General features: G+C 52.9%; 13 protein-coding genes. 6 read left to right on the top strand and 7 right to left on the bottom strand.

What is annotated here, in order from left to right; translation table 11 throughout:
- Positions 1-73: 73 nt before the first annotated feature.
- Together B9Y90_RS06250 and B9Y90_RS06255 are read right to left on the bottom strand one after the other, a co-directional pair.
- Entirely contained in the window at positions 74-1,045 is a 972-nt protein-coding gene (locus B9Y90_RS06250) for a LysR family transcriptional regulator (RefSeq protein WP_085540604.1), read from the bottom strand.
- A 110-nt stretch (positions 1,046-1,155) separates the two neighbouring features.
- Positions 1,156-2,061, bottom strand: coding sequence for a LysR substrate-binding domain-containing protein (locus tag B9Y90_RS06255; protein WP_085540605.1), 906 nt, complete (start codon positions 2,059-2,061; stop codon positions 1,156-1,158).
- Between the two features lie 119 nt (positions 2,062-2,180).
- On the opposite strand from B9Y90_RS06255, the gene B9Y90_RS06260 reads away from it, so the two are divergent.
- A complete protein-coding gene (locus B9Y90_RS06260) occupies positions 2,181-2,807 on the top strand; it encodes a LysE family translocator (protein WP_085540606.1) in 627 nt (208 codons plus the stop codon).
- Between the two features lie 4 nt (positions 2,808-2,811).
- On the opposite strand, the gene B9Y90_RS06265 is transcribed toward B9Y90_RS06260, so the two are convergent.
- Positions 2,812-3,126 (bottom strand): hypothetical protein, encoded by a 315-nt coding sequence (locus tag B9Y90_RS06265; RefSeq protein WP_085540607.1) that lies wholly within the window; start codon positions 3,124-3,126, stop codon positions 2,812-2,814.
- Between the two features lie 2 nt (positions 3,127-3,128).
- A complete protein-coding gene (locus B9Y90_RS06270; RefSeq protein WP_085540608.1) occupies positions 3,129-4,217 on the bottom strand; it encodes an AbrB family transcriptional regulator in 1,089 nt (362 codons plus the stop codon).
- 191 nt (positions 4,218-4,408) lie between these two features.
- Between B9Y90_RS06270 and B9Y90_RS06275 the strand changes: the two genes are divergently transcribed.
- A complete protein-coding gene (locus B9Y90_RS06275) occupies positions 4,409-5,017 on the top strand; it encodes a TetR/AcrR family transcriptional regulator (protein WP_085540609.1) in 609 nt (202 codons plus the stop codon).
- Positions 5,018-5,024: 7 nt separating this feature from the next.
- Here B9Y90_RS06275 and B9Y90_RS06280 read toward each other — a convergent pair whose 3' ends face one another.
- Positions 5,025-6,164, bottom strand: a complete 1,140-nt coding sequence (locus B9Y90_RS06280) for a DSD1 family PLP-dependent enzyme (RefSeq protein WP_085540610.1) — start codon at positions 6,162-6,164, stop codon at positions 5,025-5,027.
- Positions 6,165-6,257: 93 nt separating this feature from the next.
- Between B9Y90_RS06280 and B9Y90_RS06285 the strand changes: the two genes are divergently transcribed.
- Positions 6,258-7,190, top strand: coding sequence for a LysR family transcriptional regulator (locus B9Y90_RS06285; protein ID WP_085540611.1), 933 nt, complete (start codon positions 6,258-6,260; stop codon positions 7,188-7,190).
- Here B9Y90_RS06285 and B9Y90_RS06290 read toward each other — a convergent pair.
- The gene (locus tag B9Y90_RS06290) at positions 7,166-8,017 is read right to left on the bottom strand and encodes an MBL fold metallo-hydrolase (RefSeq protein ID WP_085540612.1); all 852 of its coding nucleotides are present in this window, start codon (positions 8,015-8,017) and stop codon (positions 7,166-7,168) included. The genes B9Y90_RS06285 and B9Y90_RS06290 overlap by 25 nt on opposite strands.
- Positions 8,018-8,261: 244 nt before the next feature.
- On the opposite strand from B9Y90_RS06290, the gene B9Y90_RS06295 reads away from it, so the two are divergent.
- From B9Y90_RS06295 to B9Y90_RS06305, 3 genes are all read left to right on the top strand, one after another.
- Positions 8,262-9,164 (top strand): LysR substrate-binding domain-containing protein, encoded by a 903-nt coding sequence (locus tag B9Y90_RS06295; protein ID WP_085540613.1) that lies wholly within the window; start codon positions 8,262-8,264, stop codon positions 9,162-9,164.
- Positions 9,165-9,212: 48 nt separating this feature from the next.
- Positions 9,213-10,175: a D-2-hydroxyacid dehydrogenase family protein gene (locus B9Y90_RS06300; protein WP_085540614.1), complete on the top strand. Its 963-nt coding sequence runs from the start codon at positions 9,213-9,215 to the stop codon at positions 10,173-10,175.
- Between the two features lie 185 nt (positions 10,176-10,360).
- Positions 10,361-10,843 carry a glutathione peroxidase gene (locus tag B9Y90_RS06305; protein ID WP_085540615.1) on the top strand — a complete coding sequence of 161 codons (483 nt, stop codon included), beginning with the start codon at positions 10,361-10,363 and terminating at the stop codon, positions 10,841-10,843.
- A 209-nt stretch (positions 10,844-11,052) separates the two neighbouring features.
- Here B9Y90_RS06305 and B9Y90_RS27220 read toward each other — a convergent pair whose 3' ends face one another.
- Complete coding sequence (locus B9Y90_RS27220) at positions 11,053-12,066, bottom strand: Imm63 family immunity protein (protein WP_254902666.1); 1,014 nt, start codon at positions 12,064-12,066, stop codon at positions 11,053-11,055.
- Positions 12,067-12,094 lie beyond the last annotated feature (28 nt).

A 12,094-nucleotide genomic window follows, 5' to 3' on the forward strand; every position in this document is an offset into this window, starting at 1 on the left:
CACCTGATCTCAATTTAAGGTCATCCCGCCTGAAAGCGATAAGACCAGCCCGGAGGAGGTGGTAACGGCACTATTAGCGTGGCTCCCCATTTGCCAGCAGAGCCACGGCCTCGGTTGCGCACCGCTGCATATCATCCAGCAGGCTTAAGGGCTTTTTATATTTTCGCGTAATAAACGCGTAGGGGGGGATGGCGATGTTCACCGGGCAGGGAATTAATTTGACCCGGTCATGCCACAAGAATTGATTGATCTGTGACGTCGGGGCAATGCTCAGCCCAGCGGTTGCGGCGGTGAGATTAATCAGATTGAGGATCCCGCGGCATTCAATCATGGGTACCAGAGGCGGGGCGTTGAGCATCGAGATTGCCTTATCGACCAGGTGGCGGATGTGGGAGTCGGCGTGAGGCAATATCCAGGGGCCTTCGAGGATTTGCTCAAGCGTGGCGTGGGCATGGTCATAAAGTGCATGACCCCGGCCAGCAATAATACTGAGCGACTCATCCCACAGAAAGATTTGAGCCAGCTCGACGCCGGGAGATAAGGTTGCGGTTGTATCGACGTTGCCAATAACAGCATCTAGTTCGCCTTCGACCAGTTTCTGCAGCAACGCATCAAGGGTATCTTCCTGGATATCCACATAAACATTGCCATGTTGCGTTCTAAACAAATTGAGCATCTGAGGAAGTAAGAAACTGATCAGATAGGGCGAGGCGCCAATCCGAACACGCCCTCCGATATCGCGGGACTGCAAGGTATGCTGCTGAACAAGCGCCACCTCTTGCAGAATGATTTTTGAACGAGCGATCAGCATTTCTGCCTCGGACGTCAGGGTTGAACCCTGCTTTTCTCGTTTAACCAGCGTGATACCAAAAGCATGTTCAAGATCGTTGATCAGCGCCACGGTAGCTGACTGACTGAGCCCCAGCTCAGCGGCGACACGCCGCAACGAGCCTAACTGCTGTAAGGCATCCAGGGCCTGAAAATGACGAAGCCGAAGCCGTGAAAGCGCGACGGAAAGTGGCGGCTGCTCCTGATGAGTTGGCAAGGTGATATTCCTTCGGTAAGCGGAAGTCCTTTAAGCATAATCATCGACAAATAAATAACGGCTCACAATATTGCTAATACCAGAAGCTAACTGTGTTTATTTCCGATCGTTTAGCGCAGCAGCGTCAATGTGTCGGGCAATTGCTGAGGCACAACTTCTTTTAAGGCATCGCCCAGCAGCGTGATATGGGCTAAACGCGCCGAGTGCTTCGGCCAGACAAGCCAATAGCCTTCCCCGCTGGCAATCGCTTCGGCAAACGGCAGTGCGAGCTGACCACTCTGGATTGCCGCCTGGCATAACAACGCATCACCGATTGAAATGCCGTGGCCGCTGATGGCCGCCCGAATGCCCTGTTCCAGCGTGTCGAATACCGTGCCGCGCGCAATATTAAGTTCGTTGAATTGTCCGGTGCGCTTTAGCCATCTTCGCCAGTCACGGCGATCCGGAGAGGGGTGAATCAGCTCACAGCGAGACATGTCCATGCGGGCCTGTTCAACCTGGGCTGGCGAGCACACTGGCACCAGCCACTCGTCGAACAGCAGGCGGGCTTCCGTCCCAGCACCAAACCGACCATCACCCAACAGAATCGCGCAGTCATAAGGTTCGTGGGTAAAGTCCACGCTATCGGTATCCATCCACACGCTGGTCATTTCTATTTCCGGCTTAGCGTGCCGCTGCCGGAAGGCGCTCAGCACATCCAGCAGCCAGCGCATGGTCAGCGTCGACGGCGATTTTAAACGCAGTTTACGGTTGCCGCTGCGAAATGCATGGCAGGCCTGATCCAACCGATGAAAACCCTCCGAGAGCTGCATCGCCAGCGCGTTACCGGCGGCCGTAACCTCGACTTTGGGGCCATTACGGTGAAACAGCTCGCATTCGAACCAGGCTTCAAGCGTGCGGATATGTCTGCTGATTGCGCCGGGCGTGACGTTTAACTGCGCTGCGGCTTTGCTGAACGAACCTGACCGGGCGGCAACCTCAAACGCACGCAGCGCATACAGTGGCGGCAGTGTCATAATAGAGTGCTTCTATTGTGAGTATTACTCACATTGAATCGTAGTTTTTTCCGTTTTTCAACGCCTGGAGTAGAGGGTTTAATGCATCACAGTGAAACCGATTGTGAGAATTTAACACTATGAATATTCCCCTGCTGGGTGCCTACACGCTCGCTGTCTTTATGTTGATCCTGACCCCCGGCCCGGTTGTTGCCCTGGTGACCGGTACGGCGGCGCGGCACGGCAGCAGGAAAGCGTTTCTGACCGTCATCGGCACCAACAGTGCTTCGCTGGTGCTGATTGCCTTTGCGGCCATGGTGCTGGCGGGCATTGTTTCTCTCTCGACGCTGCACCTGTCTTTGCTGGGTCTGGCGGGCTCGGTGTTTATTGGTTGGGGGGCTATCGTCAGCCTGCAAAGCAGGCATGAAGGAAGTGTTGCAAGAACGGCAATAAGCGACGGGGGAGGACTCTTAAAAGGCTTTGTGGTTGGCGTCTCTAACCCAAAAGACATTCTGTTTTTTGTCTCTTTTTTCCCTCAGTTTATGGCGGTTACCCAGGATTTTAGTACCAGTATTATGACGCTAGCCCTGGTGTGGATTGTGCTTGATTTTGCGATCCTGGCGCTTTATATCCTCACCGTGCAGCGCTGGGTGCCTGAGCGGCACGGTAAATTGCTCGACCGAATCTCAGCGCTTTTTCTGCTTGCCGTGGCGTTGTTTGGCCTGGTTTACAACGCCAGCGCGCTTTTCTCGCTCTATGAGGCGTAAAGCCTTATTTCGGGCGCTTTGAAGCCTGTTTCACCTTGCCAAAATGCATGGAAAGATAAAGCCCCATGAGCAAAAAGCCGATGGCCGCGGGGATAAGGTTATGGGGCTGGGCGAAAGACGACTCGCTTTTGAATATCAGCAGGAGCGCAATAAGCGCATTCAATGCGCCCCAAATAAAATTGCTCAGCGGCGAAGAAAGACCCACGCCTCGGGGTTTGGCAAACGGCGTTGGGAAGCGTTCTCCCGTCAGACCGCAAACCAAATGTGGCACGCTGTTGCACAGCAGTGCGCCGATAAACAAATCCATCACAATATGCATTTTTACCTCGTAGCCTGCCGCTTCATGATATTGCCGATGATCGGCCCGAAGGCGACCAGAATAATAAAGCGGGTCATCTGCATCGACATCACAAAGGCGATGTCGATGTGCTTGCTGGAGGCGGCGATAATCGCCACGGAATCCGCGCCGCCGGGGCTCATAGCCAGATAAGCGGTGAGCGGGTCGATATCGGCCACGACCACCAAAAATGCCGCCATCACCCCGCAAAGGACAATCAAAATCACAATACTGACCGCAATACGCGGCAGCACCTGGGCAGCATGTTTTAACAGCGGGCGTGTGAATTTCAGCCCGATGCGCCAGCCGACAATGGTGTACGCCAGCACCAGCACCCACTGCGGCAGCGCGATTTCAATCCAGTTATTTTGCGAGAGCACCACGCCAGCGATCAGGGTGATCAACAGTGCCCCGGCAGGCAGACGCAGCAGTTTGGCCGCAATGCAGCCGAAAGCGATAAGCCCAAAGGTTTCAGCCATCGCAACGTGAGAGCCGTGCGCAAAAAGATCGATCGCCGCTGATGTGGCCGGGATGTGCTCGCCTGAGACTTTCATCAGCACGGAAGCGACGCTTGCCACCATAATCACCCGCAGATATTGCATGGCGGCGACAAGCTGTGTGTCTGCGCCGTTGGCTTCGGCCATCAGCGTCATGGCGGTAGCTGCGCCGGGGCTTAATCCCCAGAGCGCGGTGGTACCGGGCAGGATGCGCATACGGGTCATTATCCAGCCGAGCAGCATACAGATAAAAATCACCGAAAAGACACAGACAATAAACAGCAGCCAGTGAGAGCTGAAGGTGTCGGCGAGGCTGCGGGGCATTTTGCTGGCAATCATACAGCCGATGACGCCCTGGGCGATAAGAAACAGCGAGCCGTTGGGCTGAATTTTTGCGCCGTTGAGGGAGACAACGATCCCGGCGGCCATCGGCCCAAGTAACAGAGCGGCGGGAATATTTAGCCAGGTGAGCAGCCCGCCGAAAAGCGCGGTGGCAGCAATCAGCGTGCTCCACTGCATGCGCTGGGGTGACAGCAGGTGATAACCGTTGGGTTTGGCAGGATCTTGTTTCTTCATTGTTGTATAGCCGCCCGCAGCGCGGAAGAATATTCGGTTTAAGCTGGCTCACGCCTGAGTCGTGGCTTAAACTCAGGGAGAGTTAAGTTATGCGAGGAACTCCTCACATAACTTAGATTCTAGAGGATGCCCTCGCATATCTCAATGGGCGTTATGCGAATAAATGTTAGCGGATTGATACGAAATATTTTATGACGAAACCAGCGCCCTTAGCGGCAAACCAGCCTAAACGCCTGCGCGGCCATCTTCGGGTGGCGGCAATAACCGAAGCAGCCACCCGACTCTTCGCTGAGAAGGGCTTTGACGCCGTGACCATGACCGAGATCGCCGCCAGCTCGGGCACGGCCATTGGCTCGCTGTACCGGTTTTTCCCCAACAAAGAGTCGCTGGCCGACGCGCTGCTGCTGGAGTACACCCGTGAAGTGATCGACAGGCTGGAAGCGCTGGAGGCAAGCGTTACCGGGGTGGACATCCCCGCAGCTGCAGACTTGTTCACTCGCTTTGTGCTTTCGCTGCAGTCACAGCGAACCTTTGCCCTGAGGCTGGTGGAAGAGCGCGGCGAGCATGAAGCGGCTCGCCTCCAGTTCAGGGACGCCATGCGTGGCGGGTTTTCCACCGCACTTCAGATAGTGCTCCCTGGTTTATCCCCTGAACGTGCCAGCCTGATGACCATTGTTATTCTGCAAATGCTCAAAGGAGCGGCGGCGGCCAATCTGCAAAATGATGCAGAACGCAAAGCGGTGCTCGCCGAAGCGCAGGCGCTGCTGGTGTTGTACCTTTCAACAGAACAGTCGAAATAGCAGCAGGTTACCAGCCGACGATCCGCTGCCAGACTTCGTGCCCCTCGCCATCTTCGCTCAGAACCTGATATTGCTGATGCATGGCGGCGGTGGCGCAGGCGTGGTTGGGCAGAATACGCACCCGGCTGCCGACGGGTAAATCATCGACGACAAAGGCTGACGCTTCCGGCAAGGTAATGATGCCGTGCTCCTGGTTGGTCGTGTTGACCAGCAGGTTTTCTAAGGGATTACCGTTCAGGCTGCACACCTGGCCGTAGCCGTAGTCCTGACTTTGCGCCGCCGTGCCCCTGTCGCGGGAAAGCGCCATCCATCCGGCATCGATAAATACCCAACCTTTCTCCCTGTTGTGGCCGATCACCGTGGCGACGACGCTAATCGCAATATCCTCCAGGCGGCAGACTCCGACGTTTTTCATCACCAGGTCAAAGGTGGTAAATACCCCGGCTCTGACTTCGCTGATGCCGGGGAGATTGTCTGCAAAATGGGCTGTCGGCGTGGCACCTACACTTAATACGGGGCAAGCATAGCCCTGCGAGCGCAGACGGTTTCCAGCGGTTTTAATGGCAGTATATTCGGCTCTGGCGGCCGCGAGAATAGCCTCGTCCGTGCGGCAGCTATAGGATTCCCCGGCGTGAGCCAGCAGCCCGGTCAACGTTGAGCTACTTGCCTCAATGAGGCGGGCCAGCGTCAAAAGTTCGTCGCTGAGCGGCGGCAAACCGCCCCGGTGACCGTCGCAATCCACTTCAATAAAAACCGAAAACGCCAGATTGTGCGCCCGGCTGTACTCAGCCACTGCGATAGCCTGCGGTTCGCTATCGAGCAGGATATGCAGATTCACACCTTTAGCCATCAGCGCCGCCACGCGGGGAAGTTTGTGGGGCGCGATACCGACGGCGTAAAGCAGGTTAGTGTATCCCGCCGCGGCAAAGGCTTCAGCCTCGGCGAGCGTGGAAACCGTAGCCGGGGAATCACTGTGCTTAAGCAGATAGCGGGCGGCCTCAATGGAGCGCAGCGTTTTCAGATGTGGCCGGACTTCGCTCCCTAAGGCGTCAACGCGGGAATAGAGCCGCTCAATGTTGTGCAGGTATTTGCTTTTCTCGATCAGCAAAAAAGGGGTATCACGGGTGGTGAGCCATTCGGTGGACATAGCGGGTCTCCTGTTGTGTGAGAGGCCATGTTGCCATTAGGCTAATTAGGTATAAATTAATATAAAGGAAATGAATAATTAGGTTTCAACTTAATGATAAACAGCGACGATCTGGCTTTCTTCCACACTATTGCCACCCACAGCACGCTGGCCGCCGCAGCAAGGGCGATGAACGTCACGCCGCCTTCCGTTACGCAGCGCCTGCGCGGGCTGGAACAAAAACTTGGTGTTGATCTTATTTTGCGGCCTTCTCGGCAGGTTTCACTGACCGATGAAGGTTCGCTGCTGCTTAGCCGGGCAGAAAAAATACTCACCGAGCTGGCTGGACTGCAATCTGCGCTGGATGACCGGCGACAGCAGGTCAGTGGGAAGCTGCGCGTGCTGGCCCCGCTGGGGTTTGGCAACGATTATATTGCGCCGTTGCTGGGGGAATACGCTGCCCAGCATGAAAGCCTTGAAGTGGAGTTGACGCTTTCCGACGACCCGCATTGGGCCACGCTACACAAGTGGGATTTGGTTGTTTTCATCGGCGAGTTGCGTGACTCCAGCATGCACTGCATCAAGCTTGCGCCCAACCAGCGCTTTATCTGTGCTTCGCCGGAATATCTGAATCGAAAGGGCACGCCGCTAACCCCGGAACAGCTTGTGGAGCACGACTGCATTGCGCTGCGGGAAAACAGCGAAGACGTGACGCTGTGGCGTTTTTCCGGCCCTAAAGGAGACTGTCCACAGCGGGTCTCGCCTAAATTATCGAGCAACGAAGGGAGAGTGGTAAAAGAGTGGGCGCTGGCGGGCAGGGGGATCATTATGCGCTCCGAATGGGATGTGCTGCCGCAAATCCACAGTGGCGAGCTGGTGAGACTACTGCCGGAATACACGCTGCAGGATGCTGACATCGTGGCGCTGAGCGGCACTCCTCAGGCAGAACGAAGTCCCAGGGCGCAAAAGTTTATCGAGCTACTTAAGCTGCGGCTGGCGGGTAGGCCCTGGGGGGAATATGCTCATGCGATTGGCGCAAGGGCATAGGAAATAGCATCCCCATCATCAACCATGCCAAGGGTAACAAAGCCTGTTCGGTCCAGATGCATACCTGCAATAAGCAGTTTTTCCCTTGCGGCTTGTTTCAGCACGTTTTTCCGCGTTTGTTCGGCTTGCACCGGATCAATGTCGAAGAGAATACAGGCGCTGGGCTGCGCAGATTGAATATGGGGGTAATGAACGATGTCCCCCCATATGAGTAAGCTTTTATCGTCCGCATCAATGCGAAAGCCAGTGTGGCCCGGCGTGTGACCCGGTAACCAAACCGGGAGGATACCCGCCATGATTTCACGCTGGCTAAAAAAATGCAGGTTCTGTGCATAGGCCTCTATTGTTTGACGTGCCAGCCTGAAGTTAAGTTTGCCCCGCTCGTTGGCACCTCTTTGTTTTTCATCATTCAGCCAGTACTCTGCTTCCAGAGGGTGCAAATGAAGTTCCGCCTGTCTATAGACAGGGTTTCCTTCAGCATCCAGCAGGCCGCCAATATGGTCAGGATGACAGTGACTCAACAAAACCATGTCCACGTCATCTGGACCGACACCCAGAGCGGCAAGATTTGTTCTCAATTGCCCGCCAACGTTATTCCGTCCCCCCGTACCTGTATCCACCAGCAGGGTTAGTCCCTTCCCGTGAATCAGGTAAGCGTTAATTTGAATATTGCCGGGTTCGGCCAGGCCTGCGCTCTGCTGGATGGCTTTTGCTTCAGCGATGTCTATGCCAGAGAGTAAATCCAGGCTAGCGGACATAGAGCCATCACTTAAGGCGGTAACCAGAAAATCGCCAATCTGGCAGGACGGAAAAGATGAATAATTCATAAAGACCTCAGGGGAGTTCAGGAGATAGACCCGGTTTTTATGCCTGACGGCGGTGGAGTAAAATCATTCGACGCTTGCTCACTTCCAGAGACATGGCATCGACTAATCACCGCAGGCGTAAATCAGTAAATCGGCTTGATGATTTTTTGTCATGCTACTGGCTATACTTCCGCAAATGAATCGATAATATTTCATCGATCAGTGATATTTATTCACTGATTGTTGATTATCTGTCTGGAGGCGTATGCGTAGAAAAATTCCCAGCAGTACATCCCTGCAGGCTTTTGAGGCGGCGGCCCGGCACGGTAACTTTGCCCGGGCAGCCGAGGAACTTTCGCTGACGGAAGGGGCCATTAGTCGCCAGATTGCACGCCTTGAATCGTTACTGGGTTGTCGACTATTTGACCGGACAGGGAGCCGCGTGAAACTCAACCCTGTCGGTACGCGTTATGCCTCCCATGTTCGCGAAACGCTTAAGCGAATTGAAAGAGATACTCAGTACGTCATGGGTATGCCGAGGGACAGCAGGAGTCTGGATATTGCCGCGCCACCGACATTTTCGAGCCGGTGGCTTATCCCCCGGCTGAGCCGTTTTGCTGCTTTGCATCCGGACATCACGTTAAATATTGCCGCCAGAACCGATCCTTTCGTTTTGAGCGGAAGCGGTTTTGATGCCGTAGTGCATTTTGAACATGCCGCATGGGCCGGGATGCGCGTGCAGTTTCTCTTTGAGGAAAAACTGGTTCCCGTATGCCACCCGGGTTTGTTAACAGATCATGAGGGAAAGGGACAGTTGAAGGATTTACCAAGAATTCACCGACGACTGAACCCGGATGCATGGCATCACTATGCCCGTGCAACGGGAATAAGCCTTGATAATCTGGCGCAGGGAGCCCGGTACGATCTTCATGAAATGGCCATTGCTGCCGCACTGGCTGGGCAAGGCGTTGCCCTGGTACCACGCATGTACGTTGCACAAGAACTCGATAACGGAAGGCTGGTCGCCCCCTGGCCGGAATCAGACTCGTTGAGTAAAAAATTCTGTTTAGTGAAACCGGTGGAGACGGGAATCAACGAATCCGCATTAAGCGATTTTGAACGCTGGCTACTGGCCGAAATTAATACGCAAACAGGGACATTCCGCTAATATAATGACGCAGCCAATAGTGCAAGACCATAAATATTAAGGTGAATAATGACTATTCAGGTTTTAATTCCAGACGATTATCAGCTTGCCACTCAGGCACTCACTTTTCTCCACACTCATGATAAGTTCTGCTGCACTTCGCTTGGGGATTTAACGAAAAGCACCCAGGCAGACGAACAGTTTCTGAATGCTCAGGCATTAATCCTTATTCGTGAAAGAACCGTGGTTGATGAGGCATTTTTACGCCGGGCACCGAATCTAAAGCTAATCAGCCAAACGGGTAAATTGGCAAGAAATGTTGATATTGACGCCTGTACTCGGGCAGGTGTTGCGCTAGTCGAAGGCGTGGGTTCTCCGGTGGCTCCGGCAGAATTAACCTGGTTATTAATTATGGCCTCGAGACGTAAACTGGTTTCTTCAGTGAATGCGATGAGGGAAGGGCGATGGCAAACGGAAATAGGATCTGCGGTCAGTCAGCAAGTCATCGGTATTCTTGGGTTTGGCAAGATAGGTAAACGCATTGCAAGTTATGCGCAGGCATTTGATATGCAGGTTCAGGTTTGGGGAAGTGAACGTGCTAAGGACGAAGCGCGGTCTGCCGGGTTCCTGGTGCCGGAAAATCGTGAACAGTTTTTTGCTACATCCGATATTGTCACCGTTCACCAGCGCTTAGTGGCGCAAACAGAGGGCAACATTACCTTTGCCGATCTGTCAGGGATGAAAGCCGATGCCTTGTTCGTTAATACCAGCCGTGCGGAACTGGTTGCGGAAGGGGCTCTTTACGAAGCGCTAAAACAGGGCTGTCCTGGCTATGCCGCGCTGGATGTTTACGAGGATGAACCCGTTTATAACCCAACCAACCCTTATTTAAGTATGCCGAATGTATTGTGTACTCCTCATCTTGGCTATGTAGAGCAGGCCAGTTACGAGCTATATTTCAAAGTGGCGTTTGATAATGTGATTCGGTATTTCGAAGGGGATAGATCGCAAGTGATAAATTTATCCTTTTGATAATCGATGGTGTGAAAAAATAGATAAAGTTAGATGTCACCAGAGTGCAGGCTAATTTGCACTCCGCGCCGTTAATAATGCGGTAGCCAGAGGTTATACGTGAAGATGAGATTTTATTTTTCTCTCTGGTTGCCCACGCTGTTTTTATTGAAAGCATCACGTAAGCGAGCGCTAAGGACTCCAGCATGAATCCATTTCATCAACTAACGGCTACCAGCCTGACTGGCCAGCAGATTACTCTGTCCGATTACGCCGGTAAGCTGGTGCTGATTGTAAATACCGCCAGCCAGTGCGGCTTTACGCCGCAGTACGCAGGCCTTGAGGCACTCTACAAGAAATATGCCGCGCAGGGGCTGGTGGTGCTTGGCTTCCCCTGCAACCAGTTTGGTAAGCAGGAACCTGGCGACGCCGATGAAATCTCGCGGACCTGCCATATTAACTATGGCGTGAGCTTCCCGATGTTCGCAAAAGTTGAGGTCAATGGCGCTGCAGCGCATCCTGTGTTCCGTTATCTGAAAAATGAACTGCCAGGCGTGCTGGGGGGACGGATCAAGTGGAACTTCACAAAGTTCCTGATTGGCCGGGACGGGAAACCGCTGAAGCGTTTTGCACCGTTCACTACCCCGGAGAAAATAGAAGCCGCAATCGTGGCAGCACTTAAAATCTGAGCGTGCCCGTCATTGGAAAAGTAGTGCCATCTGTGCGGCGTGAAAGGGCTAAGCGAAGAACAAGAAGCGGAATAAAACCTGGCAATCTCTCAATCAGGTGTTGCGGATGTACGTTGCACAAGAGCCTGGCCTCGGAAGGTTTGCCGGCCCCTGGCCGGAAGCAGCCTATAGAGTAATACCATTAAGGTGAATAATGATTATTCCAGGGGTTATACGTGAAAATGAGATTTTATTTCATTCTTCTCTCTGGTTGCCCATGCTGTTTTTATTGAAAGCATCAAGTAAAACCGCTTTCTAAAATACGCCGTCCTGAACTCTTCATCAGGCGAGGCGTGTGTAGCAGCGTAACTTGAAGCTAACGCATTGACGCCGCAACTAGTAAACCAATAAAGAATTTCGTCATCACTTGGCGTTACCTTTCGTGTGATCTCCATACCTCGCTCGTTCACCACAAAATGATATTCCTGGTCATGAATCTCCAGGTAGGGTGTCGCGAAATAGTCAGGCTTATCAGGAATAATAAAGTAATGGTTTCGCCTGGTGCCGCCCCCGAGTTGCTCGCCAATAGCCAGAAGCTCAGCTCTCAGCATTTCGATAGTTTTCATTGTGCGATGTTCAACATGTCGGTTATCCCTCACTCCAGGCTGGGTTTTTAAGTTTTTTATTAATACACCAGTGTTCAATGAAAGTTTGAAGTCTACCCATCCACCAGGAGGATCCCATTCTCCCCGAGCAGAAATGATATCGCCATCAATATCATCTATCACTACGCCATCAATAGCGCACATTTGGGACTGCCAGATAATACCTTTAGTGAGGTTGAGCAAAAAAACGTAGCAGTAAGTTACGACCAGGAAGTTCTCGCTAAGCTCAGTACTGGCAGGGTTAGGGATTGAGTAAATATGCCCGACATAGTCGCCAAGTCGTATGCTTTTGACCTGTTTTGAAGATATTTCAACGATATGTACGTACTGGCCTGACAGAATAACCACGTATTCATCATTACTTAGCATTTCACAAAAGCAGCTATCCGTAATATAGCTGTCATTATCCACCTCAACATAAACGTTGATCAATAAAACAGGGGCTTCATGCTCACAGACTAACACCTTCGTTCTTAAGTGATGGGATTGTGGATTTGGGTCCGCATCTATATTCGAAATGGAATGGTGAACATAACCATCATCGTTCGATGTGTCTAAGAAATGAGCGCTGTATCGCACTGCAAAGGGCTCCATCTGAAAGAGAAAA

Origin of the sequence: Cedecea sp. NFIX57, assembly GCF_900177785.1 — a bacterium.
GTDB lineage: Bacteria > Pseudomonadota > Gammaproteobacteria > Enterobacterales > Enterobacteriaceae > Cedecea > Cedecea neteri_C.